Source organism: Ilumatobacter sp., assembly GCF_049588435.1.
Lineage (GTDB): Bacteria > Actinomycetota > Acidimicrobiia > Acidimicrobiales > Ilumatobacteraceae > Ilumatobacter_A.
On record NZ_JBAVYV010000205.1, the window covers coordinates 1 to 20,081 of the forward strand.

The following is a 20,081-nucleotide window of genomic DNA, read 5'->3' on the forward strand; positions in this document are numbered from 1 at the left end:
ACTTCGAGGAGTTCCCCGAGGTGGGGGCCGGCTTCGCCCTCGTGGCGGACGGCGAGGTCAAGGTCGACATCACCGCCGGCATCGCGGACGAGGCCACCGGACGGGCGTGGGACGACCAAACGCTCCAGTTGGTCTTCTCGACCACGAAGGGTGCCGCTGCGATCTGCGTCGGCCGGCTGGTCGATGACGGAGTGCTCTCGTACGACGACACCGTTGCGAGCCACTGGCCCGAGTTCGCCGCGAACGGGAAGGAGAGCGTCACCGTCGCCCAGATGTTGAGTCACCAGGCCGGGCTGCCGTATGTCGATCGCGTCCTGTCGATGGACGATCTGCTCGCCGTGAGCCCGATCGTCGAGGCGCTGGCGGAACAGGCTCCGATCTGGGAGCCGGGTACGGCTCACGGGTACCACGCGAACACGTACGGCTGGCTGGTCGGTGAACTCGTCCGGCGTGTCGACGGTCGATCGATCGGGACGTACTTCGCCGAGGAAGTGGCCGGACCCCTCGGCCTCGACTTCTGGATCGGGCTGCCCGAATCGGAGGAGCATCGGGTGAGCACGCTCGAGTCCGCACCTCCGCCGAGCGACCCGGCAGAGCTCGCGATGATGATGCAGGTGATGGGTCCCGGGACGAAGGGGTTCAACGCGTTGACGATGAGCGGTGCGATGCTCGTGCTCGGCGCAGCGGACAACCCGTTCAACACCCGTGCGGTCCACGCCACCGAGATGCCCGCTGCCAACGGGATCACCAACGCGGCGAGCCTGGCGAAGATGTACGCGGCCACCGTCGGTGAGGTCGACGGAATCCGCCTCGTCTCGTCCGAGACCATCGCCGCAGCGTCGGCCGAGGCTGTCCGCGGACCGGACGAGTGCCTCGTAGCCGAGACACGGTTCGGGATGGGGTTCATGTTGGAGAACGAACTCGTCCCGCTGCTCGGCCCGAACGCGTTCGGTCATGCCGGTGCGGGTGGATCGCTCGGTCAGGCCGACCCCGACACCGGCGTCGGGTACGGCTACGTGATGAACCAGATGCTCGGGGGCATCGCCGGTGATCCGCGGACGGTCCGGCTCAACGACGCCGTCCGTGCGTGTCTCTGACGATCAGCCGCTGACCGGCCGATCGCGACGGCCCGCGTGCATCTAGTGTCGGAGTCGTGGCACTCGAGATCATCTGTCCGCGGTGCGAGTCGGACGACGATCTGCGCGGGACCCCGCTCGATGACGGCACGATTCAGCTCACGTGCGCGGCCTGCACGATCACGTGGACCCGCGACCCTCGTCCGACCTGTCCGGCGTGTGGCGGGGACGACCTCTACCACGTGCCCCAGGTGATTCTCGAGAAGTCGCGCGGCACCCAGATGTCGGTCCAGGGAATCCACGTCGAGTACGGATGTTGGGCCTGCGATCCACCCGAGGTGAAGGTGCGCGGCGGGCGGACGAGCCACCTTCCCGATCGCCTCGGAGGCAGCCAATAGCCGCGCGTCGATGCCTGGCACCGACGCGCATCTTCGGGTGCACATTCGTGCCTGGCACGAACGTGCATGTCGTGCCGGCGGGTTCCTGGGCCGGGGCGGGGGCGACGACTATCCTCGACGGCCATGGCCGACTCGACCATCACACGTCTCGAAGCCGCCGCGTCATCGGGGTCAGGGGTTCGCTTCGTCGGCAACTCGGTGATGCCCGACGGGGTCCCGGTGTACGTCGGATGGGATCAGATCCACGACGAGGCGCGCGCCGTCGCCGCCGCGCTGCAGGCGAAGGGACTGGTCCCCGGCGACCACGTCGCAGTACTCGGGCCGACCAGCCGCGAGCTGATGACGATCGTGCGCGGCTGCTGGATGGCCGGAATCGCGTCGATGGTCCTCCCGCTCCCGATGCGGATGGGGTCGCTCGACGTGTTCATCGAGACGACCCGCGCCCGGATCCGCCACGGCGACGCCAAGCTCATCCTGATCGATCACCAGCTCGCCGATTTCTATGTCGCCGCCCCCGACGACCCGCCGATCGAATCGATGACGTCCGTGATGCCCGGCTCGCCGAACGTCCCGCACGGGGACGCACTCGAACTTCCGCCCCACGACCCTGAACGCCTCGTCATCCTCCAGTACACCAGCGGTTCGACGAGCGAGCCGAAGGGCGTGATGATCCCCGATCGGGTCCTGTCGGCGAACCTCGACGCGACCTGCGACGCAGCCGTGCTCGGCCCCGGGGAGACGATGGTCTCGTGGCTGCCGCTCTACCACGACATGGGTTTGGTCGGCTTCCTCGCCCTGCCGATGACCAAGGGGGTCGACCTCGTGCAGGCGGCGCCGCAGGACTTCCTCGCCCACCCGGGCAACTGGATGGACTGGATCTCCGACTACCGGGGGACCGCGACGGCGGGGCCGAACTTCTCGTGGGTCCTCGCGACGCGGGCACTCAAGCGCAAGACCGACCTCGACCTGTCGTCGTTGACCCTCGCGCTGTCGGGTGCCGAACCGGTCGATCCGAAAGCGGTCGAGGCGTTCGTTGCCGAGGCCGAGCGATTCGGATTCACGGCGGGCGGTGTGTTCCCGGCCTTCGGGATGGCGGAGGTGGCGATCGCCGGAACGTTCCCCGAGCGGGGGCGGGGTCTCGTGACCGACACCGTCGACCGACGGGTGCTGGAGACCCAGCGCGTCGCGAAGCCGATCGAGATCGACGACCCGGACGACCTCGCACTACGCGCGCGCCGATTGCCGTTGCTCGGTCGCGCCGTGCCCGGACTCGAGATGAAGGTCGTCGACCCCGACACCCACGACGAGTTGCCCGAACGTCACGTCGGCGAACTGCTGCTGCGCGGAACGTCGGTCACGCCGGGCTACTACAAGCGCCCCGACGCCACGGCCGCCTTGTTCGACGACGACTGGCTCTGCACGGGCGACCTCGCGTATCTGCTCGACGGTGAATTGGTGATGTGCGGTCGGATCAAGGATGTGATCATCGTCGGTGGACGCAACGTGTTCCCCGAGGACATCGAGCGCGCCGTCGGTCCACTCGACGGTGTCCGGGCAGGCAACGTGATCGCGCTGGGCGTCGAGGGGTACAAGGGCAAGGAATCGGTCGTGGTGGTCGCCGAGGTGCGACTGACCGACACGTCCGGCGATCTCGACGGCGTCCGGGCGCACGTGCACGAGCGGACCCTCGACGTGTGCGGCCTGCCGCCCCGTGACGTGATGCTCGTCCAGCCGGGCACGCTCCCGAAGACCAGCAGTGGGAAGCTGCAGCGGGCGAAGTGTCGCGAGGAGTACCTCAACGAGGAACTCCGACTCGTCGACTGAACCTCGACCTCACCGGTGGCGGCATTCCGGTTCGCGGCGATTTCATCATTCTGGTTGTGTGTCATCGCGACTCGGATGACACACTCGCCGCCATGACAAACAACACCACGGTGTGGCGCCAATGAGCCGCACTCTCCAGTCCGCCAGTTGGCGGGCACTCATCCCCCTGAGCCTGCTGGCTCTCACCGCCGCGTCGTGCGCCGGCAGTGACGACTCCGGTGCTGAACCCGTCGCTTCCGACGGAACCACCGCACCCGCCGAGACGGTCGAGTCCTCCGAGACTCCCGACTCACCGGCGGCGGACACCCTCCGGATCGGAGCGATTCCCGACCAGGAGCCCGAACGACTCCAACGCACCTACGGCCTGCTGGCCGACCACCTCGCCGAGGATCTCGGCGACGACGGATTCGACGTCGACGTCGAGTACGTGCCGGTCACGGACTACCCGGGAGCACTGACCGGATTCGCCGTCGGGGATCTCGACGCCGTCTGGTTCGGTGGACTCACCGGCGTCCAGGCCCGACTCGAGGTCGACGGATCACAAGCGGTTGCTCAACGAGACATCGACGAAGCGTTCACCTCGGTGTTCATCGCACGCGCCGACTCGGGTGTCGACGACATCGCCGATGTCGACGGCCTGGTCGGCCTCGAAGACCGTTCGTTCACGTTCGGGTCGGAGTCGTCGACCTCGGGTCGGCTGATGCCGCAGTCGTTCCTGGCCGAGGCCGGGATCGATCCGGACGAGGACTTCGCCGGCCAGCCCGGATTCTCTGGATCCCACGATGCCACGATCGAACTGGTCACCGCCGGGACGTACGAGGTGGGTGCACTGAACTCGCAGGTCTGGGACGATCGGGTCGCCGACGGCACGGTCGACACGACCGAGGTCGTGGAGATCTTCCGGACTCCGCCGTACTACGACTACCACTGGGTGGTGCAGGCCGACCTCGATGAACAGTTCGGCGACGGCTTCGAGGAAGCGTTCACCGCGGCGCTGACATCGCTCGATGCGTCGGACCCCGACGATGCCGAGGTGCTCGACCTGTTCGGTGCCGGCGCCTTCATCGAGACCGAGAACGGGAATTACGCAGCGATCGAAGCGGTCGGGCGTGATGCCGGCCTCATTCGCTGACGAATCTGCACTGAGCCTTCACGGCGTCGCTGTCGACTATCGGGTCGGCGGCGGCGTCGTGCATGCGCTGGCTGGCGTCGACCTCGCGGTCCAGGCGGGGGAGCGCGTCGCGCTCCTCGGTGCCAGCGGGGCGGGGAAGTCGACGTTGCTCGACGTCGTGGCCGGACTCGTCCGTCCGACGGCCGGATCGGTCACCGTGCTCGGTGAACCGATCGGCGACCTGCGCGGATCGGCGCTGCGACGTCACCGCTCCCAGGTCGGGGTCGTGCGCCAGGCACACGGCCTTCCGGGGTCGTTGCGGGTCATCCACAACGTGAACGGCGGGCGACTCGGTTCGTGGTCGGCACTGCGCGGACTGTCGTCGCTGGTCGTACCGCTCGGCCGCGAGGAGGTCGACGCGGCACTCGAACGCATGGACCTCGGCGGACTCTCCGATCGTCGCACCGGTGACTTGTCGGGTGGGCAGCAGCAGCGGGTCGCCGTCGCTCGCACGTTGGTCCAGGATCCCCGACTCGTGCTCGCCGACGAGCCGGTTTCGGCTGTGGACCCGCGACTCAGCTCCGACGTGGTCACGGCGCTGTGCGCACCGAGCGACTCCGGCGAGCGACGGACGGTGGTCCTCAGCCTGCACGATCCGGACCTCGCCCGCGACCACGTCGATCGGGTCGTCGGTATCCGAGCGGGTCGAGTCGTCTTCGACCTCCCGCCTGCGGACCTCGATGACGATCTCGTCACCGACCTCTACGCGTCGGTGTGATCCGATCACCTCGTCGCCGGCTGGCGATCGCCGGAGTCCTCGTCGTCGCATGGTCGGTGGGCCGAGCGGGAATCATCGACGTCGTCAACTCCGCCGGAGCTCCTGCGTTCGCCCGATTCTGGCGCGACGCGCTGTCGCCGGACCTGTCGCAGGAGTTCGTCTCGCTGACGATCGAGGCAACGCTGACGACTGCGGCGTACGCGATCCTCGGTTCCGCGCTGGCGATCGTCGTCGGAGTCTTCGGGGCGCTGCTGATCTCGGAACGGACCGTCGGGTCGGGGGTGGTGCGACGGCTGTCGACCGTGGCGGCGACGGTGCCACGCGCCGTGCACGAGATTCTCATCGCACTGCTCCTCGTCCAGGTGCTCGGCTTCGACCCGATCGTCGCAGTCCTCGCGATCGGGGTCCCGTTCGGTGCCGTCACCGCGAAGGTGTATGCGGATGCTCTCGACGATGCCGACCGGTCGGGATACGACGCGTTGCGCGCCTCGGGCGCAGGACGACTCACCGCCGTGGCGTACGGAATCGCGCCGCGGGTCCGCGGCGAGTTCGTCTCGTACGGGTTCTACCGACTCGAGTGCGCGATGCGCTCGGCGGCCGTGTTGGGGATCGTCGGCGTCGGTGGGTTGGGCTTCCAACTCGACGTGAGTTTCGAGTCCTTGCGGTACGACGAGATCTGGACCTTGATCTTTGCGCTGATGGTGCTCAGCGGGTCGGCCGACGCCGTGTCGAGCCTGTCCCGACGTGGGGGAGGGTTCCGGGGCGCGGGACGTTGGCTGCCGCTCGCCGGACTCGCGGCGGTCGCGTGGTCGTGGTGGGAGGTCGGTCTCGATGTCTCGGTGCTGTGGTCGCCGCGCACCCTCGAGCGGGCACCCGAGTTCCTCGACGACATGTTCCCGCCACGACTCGGCCCCGGCGGCTGGAGCGAACTGTGGTCGGCGACGATCGACACGATCGCGCTCGCCGTGCTCGCGACGGTCATCGCCACCGTGCTCGGCATCGTGGGCGCGGCGAACAGCCGCCGTCGTGCGATCGGACCTCCACACGGGTTCGGCATCGTGACCGACGGGATCCGCCGCGCCGTCGGCCGCGTCGTGCTCCTGCTCGGGCGCGCGGTGCCGGCGCCGGTCTGGGCGTTCCTGTTCGTTCTCGTGCTGTACCCCGGGATCTGGCCGGGAGCGGTTGCGCTCGGGGTCTACAACGCCGGTGTGCTCGGACGTCTGTACGCCGAGGCGATCGAGGCGAACCCGGGCGATGCCGAACGGGCTGCGCTTCTCTCCGGCGCCAGGTGGTGGGGCCGTTGGACCTACGGCGTGATTCCGGCAGCGGCGCCGCGTCTGGTGTCGCTCACCGTGTACCGCTCCGAGGTGCTGGTGCGCGAGACGATCGTGATCGGGGTGGTCGGTGCCGGTGGTCTCGGCCAACTGCTTCGAGATGACCTGGCAGCACGCGATTTCGCGGCGGTGACCGGCGTCGTGTTGGTCCTCATCGCGCTGGCAGTCGCCGCCGACGCGCTCGGGAGAATGGTCCGACGCATCCTGCGGTGACTCGGTGCGACGTCGAGTCATCGTAAGCTGGCCACTGGATGAGCGATGGCTGGGAGCGACGACAGGAACGCACGCGACGCGATGTCCTCGACGCGACCGGTGAGCTGATCGCCGACGGCGGAGTCCACGGTTTGACGATGCGTAAGCTCGCCGAGCGTGCCGGCGTCGCCGTCGCCACGTTGTACAACCAGTTCGGTGATCGTGACGGGGTCCTCGTCGCGTTCGTCAGCGCCGGCCTCGACCAACTCGAGATCGAACTCGACGCCCAGCCCGACGCCGGGCCGATCGACACCACGCGGGAGCTGTTCGACGCGCTCGACGAGAACTTCGCTGCCGAACCGGAAGTGTGGCGGCCGATCTTCGCATCGATGAATCCCGGAGTCGGAGCACACGGAATGGGTGCGGTCGGGGACCGTGTCGTCGCCTACATCGAGGCTGACTTCGCGAAGGCGGCGGCGGATGGGCTGTTCGTCGTCGAATGTGATGTCGCTGCGCTGGCGCGCCACGTGTTCACGACTCGGATGAACCGCCTGGAGAAGTGGGCGCACGCCGCGATCGAATGGGATCTGTACCGGTCGTCGTCGACGCTCGGCCTCGAGTTGATCCTGGCGTCGATGCTCACCGATCCCTTGCGCGGCGAGGCGCTGCGGCGCTCCGGCGTGGTGTTCTGACCACGCATCGTCAAAAAGCTGGCGCGTGATTCCGCATTGTGGAACACTGGTACCTTCGATTTCGCCCCGCTCAGCGGAGCCTCTGGACGCTGTGCGTCCGAAGGTGAATCATGGTGGTCGGGGAACGTTTGGAGAAGGCGGGAGGGGAACAACCCAGCGTGAACAACCCGCCCTCCGGTCGAATTCATCGTCAACAACATCGTCACAGACATTCTCAGCAACACTCCTAAGGGGGAGCACACATGGATTGGAAACGCTTGGACAGAGCACGACGCTCTGGAGGCCCGGTCGAGGCCGACCTCATCGAGGCATACGCGAAGGGCAAGATCAAGCGCCGTGACTTCGTGAAGCGCGGCACCATCATCGGTCTCTCGGTGCCCTTCATGGGCTCGATCATCGCCGCCTGCGGCGGGAGCGACGACGGCGACTCGTCGGGCAGTGCCGACACGACCGGTGGCACGACCGCCGGAACGGGAGCCCCGTCGACCGACGGCGGATCGGAGAGCTCTGGTGCAACCGGCGGCGACATCATCGCCGGAATCCAGACCGGTGACGCGAACTCGGGACTCGACCCGCTCAACATGCTCGACCTCGGCACCTACTGCGTGCTGTCGCAGAGCTTCGAGTACCTCGTCGGTCTCGGCGACAACGGTGAGGTCGGCGCGACCGCCCTCGCCACCGAGTGGAGCCCGAACGACGACGGAAGCGTCTGGACGTTCAAGCTCCGCGAGGGCGTCACCTGGCAGGACGGCACCCCGTTCACGTCGGCGGACGTGGCAGCCACGATCGATCGAATGGTCGTCGCCGGAGCCGGACTCGCAGGCGTCGTCAGCGAAGGTGCCGTCGAAACTCCCGATGATCTCACCGCGATCATCAACCTCGACTCGCCGAACGGCAACCTGCCCGTGCTGGTGTCGATCTACAACCCGCAGTCGCTGATCACCCCCGTCGACTACACGAGTGGAACCACGCTCAACGAGCGCACCACCGGAACCGGCCCCTGGGTGCTCGAGAGCTTCGACCCGTCGTCGTTCCGTGCCGTGTTCGTCCCGAACGAGAACTGGTGGGGGGGTGCGGTCAACCTCGACAGCGTCACCCTCCAGGGCTTCGACAGCGGCGGAACCCAGGTCGCGGCCATGGCCGCCGGTGAGATCGATGCGATCCAGCAGTTCTCCGTGTCCGACGGGGCGAACCTCCTCGACGACTCGGCGTTCACCCTGTTGAAGCCGCCGTCGTCGAACCACCGTCAGATGTGGTTCAACACGCAGCTGCCCGACGGTGGCCCGTTCACCGATCCTCGCGTCCGCCAGGCCGCGTGTTACGCGGTCAACCGCCAGCAGCTCGTCGACACGATCTACGAGGGCCAGGCACAGATCGCGAACGACCACCCGGTGTTCCCGACGCTCCCGTACTTCGACGACACCCAGGAACAGCGTCCGTACGACCCGGAGATGGCGAAGCAACTGCTGTCCGATGCCGGATACGCCGATGGCGTCGACGGCACCCTGCAGGTCGGTGACCTCCAGGAGATCCCGTCGATCGCGGCGATCATCGAGCAGAACCTGCTGGCGGCTGGCTTCACGACCCCGGTCGGAGTGACCCCGAACTCCGACTTCTACGGCGAGTACTGGTGCACCGGTGCGAGCTACGGCACGCAGCCCGAGTCGAGCGGCCCGGGCATCCCGTGTGGTGCATCGGCTCAGATCGGCATCGTCGACTACGGCCACCGGCCCACTCCCGACGTGTTCTTCGGACGTGGACTGGAGACCGACGGCGACTGGAATGCGTCGAACTACAACTCGACGGATTTCGACGGGTTGTTCGGTGACTACCAGGCATCGGTCGACGTCGACGGGCAGAAGGAAGCGATCGGCAAGATCCAGCGGCTCCTGCACGAGGATTCGCCTGCGTGCTACCCGTTCTTCTTCGACTACCTGTCGGGTCACACCGACGTGGTGTCCGGCGTCGAGGTGACGGCGCTCGGGCACATGCAGTTCCAGAAGGCCTCGAAGGGCTGATCGGGAACGTCCTGCATCGATGACGCACCGTATGGAAGGGGTCAGGTTCGGACACGGGTCTGACCCCTTCCGGTGCATCGTCCAGTCACCACGTTCCAGGGGGAACAGATGTTGAAGTTCATCGCGCGGCGTCTGCTGCTCGCGCTGATTACGTTGGGAATCCTGCTCGTCATCGTGACGCTGATTCCGAACATCGCGCCGGGGGATCCTGCGCGCAAGATCGCCGGAGGCACCGCGTCACCCGAGCGGTTGGCGCAGGTGACCGAGTCGCTCGGATTGCGCGACTCGGTGGCCACGCAGCTCGGCGATCTCGGAATCTCGGTGGTGACGGTCGACTTCGGCGATTCGTTCTCGGTCGCCGCCGGTGAGCCGGTGATGAGCCTCGTGTTCACCGCGCTCGTCAACTCCGCGAAGCTGGTCGGGCTGTCGCTGCTGATCATGGTCCCGATCGCGATCCTCGGTGGTCTCGTCGCCGCCTACAAGAAGGACACCTGGATCGACCGCACGATCGTGAACACCGGCCTCGCGTTCTCCGCGATTCCCGACTTCGTCGCGGGCGTCTTCCTGCTCGCCTTCCTCGCCGTCCCCTTCGAGTTCTTCAAGGTCCAGGCGAATCCACCGCCGGGCGCCAGCGTGGCGGTCCAGATCCAGCACCTTCTCCTGCCCGCCCTCGCCGTGCTGATGGTCTATTTCGGCTACATCGCGCGCATCACCCGCGCCGGCACGATCAACGCGCTCGAGGCCGACTACACCCGCACCGCGTTCATGCGTGGCCTGTCGACGCGAGACGTCTTCCGCAAGCACATTGCCCGCAACGCGCTCCAGCCGACGGTCGCGGTGCTCGGAACCCAGCTCGGGTACCTGTTCGGCGGCATGGTCGCACTCGAGATCGTGTTCGGCTACCCGGGGATGGGCAACCTGATCATCCGGGCCGTCGATCGTGCCGACTATCCGGTGCTGCGCGCCGGGGTGCTCACGGTGGCGATCATCTACATGATCGCCACGCTCTGCGCCGACCTGCTGGTCGCGTGGATGAATCCGAGAGCACGGCTCAACATCGGGGAGGACTCATGAGCACGGTCGGCGAGTTCGGCAATGCAGAGGACCCGACGCAGGACCACGAGTTCAACGCGCCGATCCCGCCGCCGCAGGATGCGCCTAAGGCGGCCACCCGCAAGCAGGTCCGCAAGGAACAGTGGATGGTCCTGGTCAAAAGCCCGGGAGCCATCATCGGGGCGCTGATCGTCGGATTCTGGGTGATCTCCGCGCTGTGGCCGGGCCTGTTCACCACGTTCGGACCCGACGAGTTCGTCCCGGCGGGACCCCGTGTTCCGCCGAGTTCGGAGGCGTGGTTCGGGACCGACGGGGTCGGCCGCGACGTCTACACCCGCGTCATCTACGGAGCACGACCGATTCTGATCGTGGCGCCGTTGGCGACGGGGATCGCGATCGTCGTCGGCACCTTGCTCGGCTTGATCATGGGCTACTACCGGGGTCTCGTCGACGAGGTGTTGAGCCGGATCATCGAGGCGATCCTGTCGATCCCGGTGATCCTCATGGCCATCCTCGTGGTGTTCACGTTCGGCAAGTCCCGCCCGGTCGTGATCTGCACGATCGCCATCCTGTTCGTCCCGGCGATCACGCGGACCATCCGATCCGCTGCGGTGTCCGAGGCCGAACTCGACTACGTCACCTCCGCCAAGATGCGCGGTGAATCGGGCCTCTTCATCGTGTCGCGTGAGATCCTGCCCAACGTCACCGGGCTCGTCGTCGTGGAGTTGACCGTGCGCCTCGGCTACGCGGTGTTCACCTACGCCACGCTCGCCTTCCTCGGCCAGGTCGGAACCAACGTGACCACCGCCGACTGGGGCATCGACGTGTCGCAGAACTACCAGCAGATCGTCCGTGACGTCTGGTGGCCGTCGATCTTCCCGGCGCTCGCCATCGCCAGCCTCGTGATTGGCGTGAACCTGGTCACCGACTCGATCGACAAGGCCCTCAAGTCATGACCTCCACAGAAATCACCGAGTCCGGCCACGTGTCCGACGCCGAGACCGCCGCGCTGGCGATCGAGGATCTCGGACTCTCCTACGTCGTGCGCGGAACACCCCGCGCGGTGTTGCGTGGCGTGACGTTCGAAGTGCGACCGGGTGAGGCCTACGGCCTCGTCGGCGAATCCGGCTGCGGGAAGTCGACCACGGCGTACGCGGCGCTGCGGTACCTGCCCGGCAACGGACAAATCGACGGCGGTCGCGTCACCTCGAACGGTCAGGAACTGACCGCGATGAGCGCCCGCGAACTCCGCGAGTTCCGCGCGCGACAGGCGTCGATGGTCTTCCAGGATCCGGTCCAGGCCGTCAATCCCGTGCTCAAGATCGGCCGCCAGGTCGCCGAGGCGTTCGAGGTGATGGGCCAGTCGAGGTCCGAGGCGAAGAAGTCCGCCCTCGCCGCGCTCCACCGTGTTCGGATCGCTTCACCCGAGAGCGTGATGGAGCGCTATCCGTATCAGCTGTCGGGCGGGATGCTGCAGCGCGTCGTCATCGCCATGGCGCTGGCGTGCGATCCCAAGCTGCTCGTGCTCGACGAACCGACGACCGGCCTCGATGCCACCGTCGAGGCCGAGGTTCTCGATCTGGTGCGCGACCTCCGATCCGAACTCAATTCAGCGATCCTGTTGATCGCCCACAACCTCGGCGTGATCCGCACGATGTGCGACCGGGTCGGTGTCATGTACGCCGGTCGCATCGTCGAGGAGGGCACGGTCGAGGAGGTCTTCGACAACCCGAGCCATCCCTACACGGTCGGATTGTTGAACTCGATCCCTCGACAGGGGCTGCGCAAGACCGATCGTGAACTGTTCGCGATTCCGGGCAATCTGCCCCAGATCGGTGAGCCGCTCCCGACCTGTGTCTACGTCGATCGCTGTCCGATCGCGACCGAGAAGTGCAGCACCGAGGTCCCCCCGATCGTCCCGCGCAGCGACGACCATTGGACCCGCTGCCACTTTCCCGACCGTCTCGACGAGATCCCCGAGCCGCACGAGGTCAACGAGGTCGTCGAGGTCGGTACCGAGGAAGTCGTCGGGATCAATCACGTCTCGAAGACGTTCCGTCAGCGCGGCCACGACGTGCCGGCACTCGTGAGTGTCGATCTCGGGTTCGCCGAGGGCGAGACGCTCGGCCTCGTCGGTGAATCGGGGTCGGGCAAGTCCACCCTCGCCAAGACGATGCTCGGCGTGCACGAGGCCGACGAAGGCGGCCAGATCACCCTGCGCGGCCGGCCGATGGCCGGCAAGGCGACCAAGCGGGTCGAGGAATCGATCCGTTCGATCCAGATGGTGTTCCAGAACCCCGACTCGGCGTTGAACCGATCGTGGACCGTGCGCCGGATCCTGACTCGCTCGATCACGCGACTCACCGGGTTGAAGGGCGAGGAGGCCGACAAGCGGGCCGTCGAAGTCGCCGAGGCGATGCGGCTCTCGCCGCGACACCTCGACATGCGGCCGCGACAGCTCTCCGGCGGACTGAAGCAGCGCGTCGCGATCGCTCGAGCGTTCGCCGGCGACCCGAACGTCGTGGTGTGCGACGAGCCGACCTCCGCGCTCGACGTGTCGGTGCAGGCCGCAATCCTCAACCTGCTCGCCACCCTTCAGCGCGACGATCGCACGAGCTACCTGTTCATCAGCCACGACATCAGCGTCGTGCGGTACCTCGCCGACCGAATCGCCGTGATGTACGTGGGCCGAATCATGGAGCTGGGGACGACCGACCACATCTTCGATGGTCCGAATCATCCCTACACCGAGGCGCTGCTCTCGGCGGTCCCGAGTGTCGATGGGCAGGCGGAGAACCGCATTCCGTTGAGCGGTGAGATTCCGTCGCCGGCCAACCCGCCGTCCGGGTGTGTCTTCCACACCCGCTGCCACCGCTTCATCGAGGGTCTCTGCGAGGTGACCGAACCCGAGATGCGCGAGATCGCTCCCGGGCACAGCATCAAGTGCCACCTCACCGTGGAGCAGTTGGCCGAACCGGTCGTGATTTCCGAGAAGGACCGTCTCCCCGAGATCGAGGCCGAACCGATCGACTAGTTCGACTGGACCGGCTGGGTCGTCGGATCAGGATCGGATGATCCATTCCACGCCAGTCGCGGTGTCGCGGACCTCGATGCCGGCCGCATCGAGGCCGTCTCGTACTGCGTCGGACACCGCATAGGCCCGCTCCTCGCGGGCGACCCGGCGAGCGGCCAGGGCGGCTTCGACCACCGGACCGACCACGGCTCGCGGATCGCGCAGGCCGTCGGTGGCAGCCGCGCCGAGCTTGACGACCATCGAGCGCAGCGCTCGTCGCGCCTGATCCATCTCGTCGGATTGCAGCGTGTCGGTCGACCATTCCACGATCGCCGCGTCGAGATCGAGCATCGCTGCGACCGCTGCGTCGGCATCCCGCGCAGCGAGCGCCCGGTTGAAGCGCGACTCCAGTTCTCGCGCCGTCGCCGCGAGCGACGTCGACACGTCGGCGTCGATGTCGGTGTCGATGTCGGTGTCGGTGTCTTCCATGTCGTCGGACGGCACAGGGGTCTGGGCGCCAGGCCCCGTGACCATGTGGAACTCGCCGGGATCGCCGCCACCCACCGAGCGCCCGCCGTCACGAATGGCGTCGAGCCCGACGATCGTGCCCGTCTCGTGGCGGATCGAGACGCCGTCCCGACGCAGGGTGAGGCCGCCCTTGCCGACGACCTCGGCGGTGTCGGCATCGAGATCCAGGATGACGCCGGTGTGTTCGTCGACACCCAGGACGAACGCGTCGTCGGGCAACTCCGGTTCGAGCATCGCGAGGCGACGCTCACCGAGATAGCAGAAGCGGGTGTCGTGGTTGCCGCCCTCCTGGTTGTCGTAGTGCGGGATCACCGCGGCGCGGATCCCGATGTCGCCGAGCAGGTCGAGGCCGGGTTCCCACCATGGGTCCATCCCGACCTTGTAGATCTCGTACACGGGCACGGTCACCACGCCCAGCGTGAGGGCTGCAGCGGAGGAGAACACGAGCGCGCCTCCGCCTCCGTCGACCGTCGGCCGGAGTTTCTCGGCGAGGATCTCGCGGAGATCGGTCTGGCGCCACTGTCCCAGCGCGAACGTTGGACTGCCGGGCCCGGCGAAGACCCAGTTCGCATCGCGTACTCGTGTCATCGCGGACTCGATCGCTGTCGAATCTCCGGTGTCGGCGCGGGTCAGACCGGCGACGGCGACGTCCTGGCCGATCGAGTCGCTGAAGTACCTCGTGGTCGACGCGGCGAGGATCGGCGCGTTCTCCTGGAAGCCGAACGGCGTGTCGAGCATCACCGGGACGACGGTGTCCCCATCGGCACCGAGGCGCTCGAAGACCCGTCGATGCGGTGCCTTCATCGTCGGGGCTGTCTCTCCCGAACCCATGAGGACGAGCAGGCGGGGGAGGGTCATGTGGTCGTCTCCATCGGTGTCGTGTCGGTGTAGAACTCCGGGTCGGTCGAGGCGTCGTGCAGCAAGGCGGCAACCTTCGCGGGCTGCTGCGCGTGGACGTCGTGGTGGGCCGGGCTGAACCAGACCGCACGCCCGCGGGGGAGCAGGTCGAGCGCCTCGTCGACCGCCCGGTGCTTCGATTCCGACCAGGCGACGTCGCCGGTGTCGGCGGCGACCAACAGCGTCGGGACGCGCACCTCGGGAAACACCACGGACGGGGTGTGTTCCCAGAGACCGCGGAGGACGAGCAGGTGACGATCGAACGTCAGCCATGGCGCTGCGGTGCCGTCGGTGAGCAGTTCGAAGTTGGCCATCGTGCCCGCTCGACCCTGCTCGGGCCAGTCGGCTGCCGACCGTTCGAGCCATGTGCGGATCGTCTCGATCGGCGTGCCGGCGAGACGTGGCGGCGCGAGCGCTTCGACGCAGTCGTCCCAGTCCGGGAATCTCGCTCGGAGGTCGATGAATCCTCCATCGATGCAGGCGACCTGATCGACCGAAGCCGGGTGTCGGTGGCCGAGTTCGAGGACGACGTTGCCGCCCCACGACTGTCCGGCGACCGCCGGGCGCTCGAGTTCGAGGACGTCGATCAGCAGGGCGAGATCGTCGGCGCAGTTGTCGACGCCGTACCCGTCGTCGGGTTTGCTCGACCGGCCGTGGCCGCGCTGATCGACGGTGACGACACGATGTCCGAGCGCGGCGAGACGGTGAGCGACTCCGTCCCACAGCCGTGCGTTGGAGGCGAGTCCGTGCGTCAGCATCCAGGTCCGTCGAGTTGCACCGATCGAACGTGGTGGCTCCCACCGGAGGACATGCAGTTCGACGTCCGACGACAGGGGGTGCATCTCCTCGGTGGGCGCGACGTGGTCGGTCATGGTGTCTCGGTCGCGGCGCGGTCCGGTGGTGGACGAGAGTAGCGGAGGCTCACGAGAGCGCGGGCCCTCGTGAACGAGCGATGAACTCCGAGAAACATCGAGCTCGAGAGCTCGTTGCGTCCAGCTCGCAACTAGCTTTCTCATCGTGAGGAACGTGACGTGGCTGACGACGAGGGGTGGAGGACGTCGTTCGACGTTCGCAGCGGTGGTTGCGGCGGTGGTCGTCGTTGCGTCATGCGGAGGATCCGATGATTCCACGGGATCCGACGAGGCTGCACAGTCGAGCGCCGAATCGGATTCGTTGACCGTGGTCACCACCGTGGCACCGATCACGTCGATCGCCTCGCAGATCATCGGTGACCGGGCCGAGGTGGTCGGACTCGTACCGGAGGGAACGAACTCGCACACGTTCGAGCCTTCACCGTCAGCTGCGGAAGTGCTGAGCACGGCCGACGTCGTGTTCATCAACGGCCTCCAACTCGAGGAACCGACCAAGGAACTCGCGGCATCGAACCTGGCCGATGACGTGCCACTCGTCGAGATCGGCGACGAGGTGATCGATCCCGCTGAATATCGGTACGACTTCTCGTTCCCCGAGTCGGAAGGAAAGCCCAATCCTCACCTGTGGACCGACCCGACCCTGGTCAGCGCGTATGCCGACGTGATCCTCGAGACGATGGTCGCGGTCGACCCCGACGGCGAGGACGACTACACCGCCAACCACGTAGCGTTCTCCGAGCTCGTCGACGAATTCGATCAGTCGGTCAGCGAATCCCTCGACACGGTGCCCGAAGAGAACCGCAAGTTGGTCACGTACCACGACGCGTACGCCTACTTCGCGGACACCTACGGCTGGACCGTGGTGGGGGCGATCCAACCGGCCGACTTCGGTGAGCCCACACCGTCCGAGGTGGTCGACCTGATCGAACAGATCGACGCCGAAGGGGTCCCGGCCGTCTTCGGCTCCGAGGTCTTCCCGTCACCCGTGCTCGAACAGGTCGCCAACGAGACCGGAGCCGTCTACGTCGACGACCTGCGCGACGACGACCTGCCGGGCGAGCCCGGCGACGTCGACCACTCGTGGCTCGGACTGATGAAGTTCAACTTCGTCACGATGACCGAGGCTCTCGGCGGGGACGCGAGCGCCCTCGATGCGTTCGTCGTCCGCAACGTGGTTCCCGACGAGGCGTCGTACCCGCAATGAGAGAGCGATGAGAGAACAGTGAGACGGCGATGAGGCAGCCATGAGCACTCCGATGTCCGACGTCGAGGCGTTGATCACCGCGGAGCGGCTCACGGTCGCCTACGGCGATGCGCCGGTCGTCGTCGACGTCGACCTCACGATCGAATCCGGCGACATGATCGGGATCGTCGGTCCGTCCGGCTCGGGCAAGTCGACGCTCTTCAAGGCCCTGCTCGGCGGCATCGCTCCCCGGTCCGGGCTGGTGACCCGGCGCCCGGGCCTCACCGTGGGATTCGTGCCCCAGGTCGAACGCATCGATTGGAACTTCCCGGTCACGGTCGCCGAATGCGTCGCGATGGCCCGAGCGACGGGCTGGACCACGCCATGGATCTCGCGTCAGGAACGCCGCGAGGTCGACTCCACGCTCGACCGGCTCGGCCTCGGGGGTCTGGGGCGGCGACACATCCGCAACCTGTCGGGAGGACAGCAGCAGCGGGTGTTCCTCGCCCGTGCGATGTACACCGGAGCGGAGGTGATCTTCCTCGACGAACCGACATCGGGACTCGACGTGAGGACCCGACACGAGGTGCTGCACCTCCTCGGCGAACTGAACGGCGACGGCGTCACGATCGTGTTGTCGACCCACGACCTCAACGGCATCGCCACCCATCTCCCGACGATCGTCTGCCTGAACAAGGTGATCGTCGGTGCTGGATCACCGGTCGACGTGCTCGTTTCGGACGTTCTCGAGCGAACCTTCGGCTCCCCGATGGAGGTTCTCGAACACGGTGGAATGCGGGTGGTCGTCGACGCGGGACCCGCAGCTCGGGTCGTGCCGCTGCGGAGGGAACTCGGCGCATGAGTTGGTCCGAGCTGAGCGATCCGTACGCGTTCGAGTTCTTCCGCAACGGCGTGTACGTCGCAACGATTGCGGGCGCCCTGTGCGGTCTGGTCGGTTGCTACGTCGTCCTGCGCAACATGAGCTACATCGGCCACGGGCTGTCGCACGCGATCTTCGGCGGATACGCCGCTGCGGGCCTGATCGGGGTCAACCTGTTCCTCGGCGCGGGAATCTGGGGTGTGGTCACCGCACTGGCGATCGGGGGGATCGTGCGCCGTCGCCCGATCGGCTCGGACGCCGCGATCGGTGTCGTCACGACGGCCTCGTTCGCTCTCGGGATTGCGCTGGTCGAACGGTACGGGTCACCCGGACGCAGCGCCGATGCTCTCCTCTTCGGCAACATCCTCGGCGTGAAGTCGAGCGATGTCTGGTTGGTCGTCGGGGTCTCGATGGTCGCCGTCGCGTTCATCGCGCTCGCCTACCGCCCGCTCCTGTTCACGACATTCGACGCGGAGGTGGCGGAGGTGACGGGTGTGCGCACGACGCTGATCGACACCGCACTGATGGTGGTGCTGGCCGCCACCGTGCTCGCCACGATGAACGTGATGGGGGTGACGCTGATCGCCGCGACACTCGTGGTCCCCGCGGTGGTGGCGCGCATGCTGACCGACAGCTTCGCGGTGATGCTGGCGATCGCCACCCTGGTCGGCTCGATCAGCGGATTCGCGGGGATGAACATCAGCTATCACCTCGACCTGCCGTCGGGTTCGACGATCGTGCTGGTCGGGACGATGTTCTTCCTCATCGCGTTCGTCGCCGGCGGACACCTCCGTCGCCGAGCCGGCACCGTCGCCCACGCCCACTGACGCCCACCCCGTCCCCGCCCGCGCCCATCCCCGCCCGTGCCGCACCGTTCGGCCGCACCGTTTGTCCGGTGAGATGTGAGACGGAGGGGTCCTCTCACATCTCACCGCAAGGTGCAACCGTCCGTCACCGGTGAGAGTCGAGATGGACCGGTGGTCTCACATCTCACCGGAGGCGGGTGGCGGGGTACGGTCACGGGGTGCGGCCGGAGGGGACCAAGGCGATCGACGGACGACCGTGGGCGCCGGACGAGGCAGCAGACGCACTCCGCGCGCACGGATGTCGAGCGACCCGACCACGCGTCGCGGTGCTCAGCGCCCTGTTGGAGCACGGGGGCACGATCAGCGCAGCCGAACTGACCGCGTTGGCGCAGGAGATCGAGCCCGGACTGCACGAGGCCACCGTGTACCGAACGGTCAACGTGCTCACCGAGGTCGGCATTGCGAGTCATGTCCACGCCGGCCACGGGCCGTCGTTGGTGCGATTGGCGGGCGACGAGCGGCTCGTCGCCGTCTGCGAGAACTGCCGGGCGATCGTGCCGGTACCCATCGGCGCAGTCTCGGACCTCGTCGATGGAATGGCGCGTCAGACCGGATTCGCGCTCGAACCCGGTCACTTCGCTCTCGAGGGTGTCTGCGCGGAGTGCGCGCCGTGACCGAACGTCGGTTCATGCAACTCGACGTGTTCGCGTCGGATCCGTTCTCCGGAAACCCACTGGCGGTCGTACTCGACGGCGACGGATTGTCGTCCGAACAGATGCAGCGCATCACCGAGTGGACGAACCTCTCCGAAGCGACGTTCCTGCTTCCGCCGAGCGATCCCGGAGCCGACTACCGCGTTCGCATCTTCTGTCCCGGGCGCGAGTTGCCGTTCGCCGGGCATCCGACGCTCGGCTCGTGCCACGCGTGGCTCGCCGGCGGAGGCGTCCCGCACGACGCCGACACGGTGGTCCAGGAGTGCGGAGCGGGATTGATTCCGATCCGCCGGGACGGTAACCGGCTGGCGTTCGCCGCTCCGCCGATGACGCGCAGCGGCGCGATCGAGCCCGATGTACTCGCCCCGCGACTCGACCTCCTCGGCCTCGTCGAATCGGACGTCGTCGCATCCGCGTGGATCGACAACGGGCCGGGGTGGATGGGTCTGCTTCTCGGATCGGCCGAGGCGGTGCTGGATGTGACCCGGCCGACGGTTGCGGTCCCCGGATTCGACGTCGGACTCGTCGGTCTCCATGAACCGCGGAGCGAATGCGCGATCGAGGTCCGGGCGTTCTTCGCAGATGCAACGGGATCGATCCGGGAGGACCCGGTGACCGGAAGCCTGAACGCGTCGATCGCCCAGTGGCTCACCGAGACGGGTCGAGTGTCGACGCCCTATGTCGCAGCTCAGGGCCACTCGCTCGGTCGGCGC

Annotated in this window: 18 protein-coding genes; 16 read left to right on the forward strand and 2 right to left on the reverse strand. The window is 67.2% G+C overall.

Features of this window, described 5'->3' with window-relative positions; translation table 11 throughout:
* The 11 genes from WBV89_RS07740 to WBV89_RS07790 form a co-directional block, all read left to right on the forward strand.
* Window positions 1-1,097: serine hydrolase domain-containing protein (locus tag WBV89_RS07740; RefSeq protein WP_423980756.1), on the forward strand; the 1,097-nt coding region annotated here is incomplete at its 5' end.
* 56 nt (window positions 1,098-1,153) lie between these two features.
* Window positions 1,154-1,474 (forward strand): hypothetical protein, encoded by a 321-nt coding sequence (locus WBV89_RS07745; protein ID WP_423980757.1) that lies wholly within the window; start codon window positions 1,154-1,156, stop codon window positions 1,472-1,474.
* Between the two features lie 123 nt (window positions 1,475-1,597).
* Complete coding sequence (locus tag WBV89_RS07750) at window positions 1,598-3,298, forward strand: AMP-binding protein (protein ID WP_423980758.1); 1,701 nt, start codon at window positions 1,598-1,600, stop codon at window positions 3,296-3,298.
* Window positions 3,299-3,419: 121 nt separating this feature from the next.
* Entirely contained in the window at window positions 3,420-4,430 is a 1,011-nt protein-coding gene (locus WBV89_RS07755; protein WP_423980759.1) for a putative selenate ABC transporter substrate-binding protein, read from the forward strand.
* Window positions 4,411-5,187, forward strand: a complete 777-nt coding sequence (locus WBV89_RS07760; RefSeq protein ID WP_423980760.1) for a phosphonate ABC transporter ATP-binding protein — start codon at window positions 4,411-4,413, stop codon at window positions 5,185-5,187. Before WBV89_RS07755 ends, WBV89_RS07760 begins: the two co-directional genes overlap by 20 nt.
* Window positions 5,184-6,734, forward strand: coding sequence for a PhnE/PtxC family ABC transporter permease (locus tag WBV89_RS07765; RefSeq protein WP_423980761.1), 1,551 nt, complete (start codon window positions 5,184-5,186; stop codon window positions 6,732-6,734). The genes WBV89_RS07760 and WBV89_RS07765 overlap by 4 nt, the downstream gene beginning before the upstream one ends.
* A 38-nt stretch (window positions 6,735-6,772) precedes the next feature.
* Window positions 6,773-7,405: a TetR/AcrR family transcriptional regulator gene (locus WBV89_RS07770; RefSeq protein ID WP_423980762.1), complete on the forward strand. Its 633-nt coding sequence runs from the start codon at window positions 6,773-6,775 to the stop codon at window positions 7,403-7,405.
* Window positions 7,406-7,647: 242 nt separating this feature from the next.
* A complete protein-coding gene (locus tag WBV89_RS07775) occupies window positions 7,648-9,423 on the forward strand; it encodes an ABC transporter substrate-binding protein (RefSeq protein WP_423980763.1) in 1,776 nt (591 codons plus the stop codon).
* Window positions 9,424-9,531: 108 nt separating this feature from the next.
* On the forward strand, window positions 9,532-10,497 hold the full coding sequence (locus tag WBV89_RS07780) for an ABC transporter permease (protein WP_423980764.1): 966 nt from the start codon (window positions 9,532-9,534) through the stop codon (window positions 10,495-10,497).
* The gene (locus WBV89_RS07785) at window positions 10,494-11,432 is read left to right on the forward strand and encodes an ABC transporter permease (RefSeq protein ID WP_423980765.1); all 939 of its coding nucleotides are present in this window, start codon (window positions 10,494-10,496) and stop codon (window positions 11,430-11,432) included. Before WBV89_RS07780 ends, WBV89_RS07785 begins: the two co-directional genes overlap by 4 nt.
* On the forward strand, window positions 11,429-13,510 hold the full coding sequence (locus tag WBV89_RS07790; protein WP_423980766.1) for an ABC transporter ATP-binding protein: 2,082 nt from the start codon (window positions 11,429-11,431) through the stop codon (window positions 13,508-13,510). Before WBV89_RS07785 ends, WBV89_RS07790 begins: the two co-directional genes overlap by 4 nt.
* A gap of 27 nt (window positions 13,511-13,537) precedes the next feature.
* Here the strand turns inward: WBV89_RS07790 and WBV89_RS07795 are convergent, their stop codons facing one another.
* Together WBV89_RS07795 and WBV89_RS07800 are read right to left on the reverse strand one after the other, a co-directional pair.
* Window positions 13,538-14,875 carry a hypothetical protein gene (locus WBV89_RS07795; protein ID WP_423980767.1) on the reverse strand — a complete coding sequence of 446 codons (1,338 nt, stop codon included), beginning with the start codon at window positions 14,873-14,875 and terminating at the stop codon, window positions 13,538-13,540.
* Window positions 14,872-15,786: an alpha/beta fold hydrolase gene (locus tag WBV89_RS07800; RefSeq protein WP_423980768.1), complete on the reverse strand. Its 915-nt coding sequence runs from the start codon at window positions 15,784-15,786 to the stop codon at window positions 14,872-14,874. The genes WBV89_RS07795 and WBV89_RS07800 overlap by 4 nt, the downstream gene beginning before the upstream one ends.
* Before the next feature lie 145 nt (window positions 15,787-15,931).
* Between WBV89_RS07800 and WBV89_RS07805 the strand changes: the two genes are divergently transcribed.
* The 5 genes from WBV89_RS07805 to WBV89_RS07825 all read left to right on the forward strand — a co-directional run.
* Window positions 15,932-16,990, forward strand: coding sequence for a metal ABC transporter substrate-binding protein (locus WBV89_RS07805; RefSeq protein WP_423980769.1), 1,059 nt, complete (start codon window positions 15,932-15,934; stop codon window positions 16,988-16,990).
* 40 nt (window positions 16,991-17,030) lie between these two features.
* Window positions 17,031-17,831: a metal ABC transporter ATP-binding protein gene (locus WBV89_RS07810; protein WP_423980770.1), complete on the forward strand. Its 801-nt coding sequence runs from the start codon at window positions 17,031-17,033 to the stop codon at window positions 17,829-17,831.
* Window positions 17,828-18,676: a metal ABC transporter permease gene (locus tag WBV89_RS07815; protein ID WP_423980771.1), complete on the forward strand. Its 849-nt coding sequence runs from the start codon at window positions 17,828-17,830 to the stop codon at window positions 18,674-18,676. The genes WBV89_RS07810 and WBV89_RS07815 overlap by 4 nt, the downstream gene beginning before the upstream one ends.
* A 197-nt stretch (window positions 18,677-18,873) precedes the next feature.
* A complete protein-coding gene (locus WBV89_RS07820) occupies window positions 18,874-19,329 on the forward strand; it encodes a Fur family transcriptional regulator (RefSeq protein WP_423980772.1) in 456 nt (151 codons plus the stop codon).
* Between the two features lie 14 nt (window positions 19,330-19,343).
* The coding region (locus WBV89_RS07825) for a PhzF family phenazine biosynthesis protein (RefSeq protein ID WP_423980773.1) at window positions 19,344-20,081 on the forward strand (738 nt) is incomplete at its 3' end.

Excerpts from the sequence above, each read along its gene's own strand:
- WBV89_RS07750 (WP_423980758.1), top strand. The coding sequence starts at position 1,598 with ATGGCCGACTCGACCATCACACGTCTCGAAGCCGCCGCGTCATCGGGG.
- WBV89_RS07755 (WP_423980759.1), top strand. The coding sequence starts at position 3,420 with ATGAGCCGCACTCTCCAGTCCGCCAGTTGGCGGGCACTCATCCCCCTG.
- WBV89_RS07760 (WP_423980760.1), top strand. The coding sequence starts at position 4,411 with ATGCCGGCCTCATTCGCTGACGAATCTGCACTGAGCCTTCACGGCGTC.
- WBV89_RS07770 (WP_423980762.1), top strand. The coding sequence starts at position 6,773 with ATGAGCGATGGCTGGGAGCGACGACAGGAACGCACGCGACGCGATGTC.
- WBV89_RS07775 (WP_423980763.1), top strand. The coding sequence starts at position 7,648 with ATGGATTGGAAACGCTTGGACAGAGCACGACGCTCTGGAGGCCCGGTC.
- WBV89_RS07780 (WP_423980764.1), top strand. The coding sequence starts at position 9,532 with ATGTTGAAGTTCATCGCGCGGCGTCTGCTGCTCGCGCTGATTACGTTG.
- WBV89_RS07785 (WP_423980765.1), top strand. The coding sequence starts at position 10,494 with ATGAGCACGGTCGGCGAGTTCGGCAATGCAGAGGACCCGACGCAGGAC.
- WBV89_RS07790 (WP_423980766.1), top strand. The coding sequence starts at position 11,429 with ATGACCTCCACAGAAATCACCGAGTCCGGCCACGTGTCCGACGCCGAG.
- WBV89_RS07795 (WP_423980767.1), bottom strand. The coding sequence starts at position 14,875 with ATGACCCTCCCCCGCCTGCTCGTCCTCATGGGTTCGGGAGAGACAGCC.
- WBV89_RS07800 (WP_423980768.1), bottom strand. The coding sequence starts at position 15,786 with ATGACCGACCACGTCGCGCCCACCGAGGAGATGCACCCCCTGTCGTCG.
- WBV89_RS07810 (WP_423980770.1), top strand. The coding sequence starts at position 17,031 with ATGAGCACTCCGATGTCCGACGTCGAGGCGTTGATCACCGCGGAGCGG.
- WBV89_RS07815 (WP_423980771.1), top strand. The coding sequence starts at position 17,828 with ATGAGTTGGTCCGAGCTGAGCGATCCGTACGCGTTCGAGTTCTTCCGC.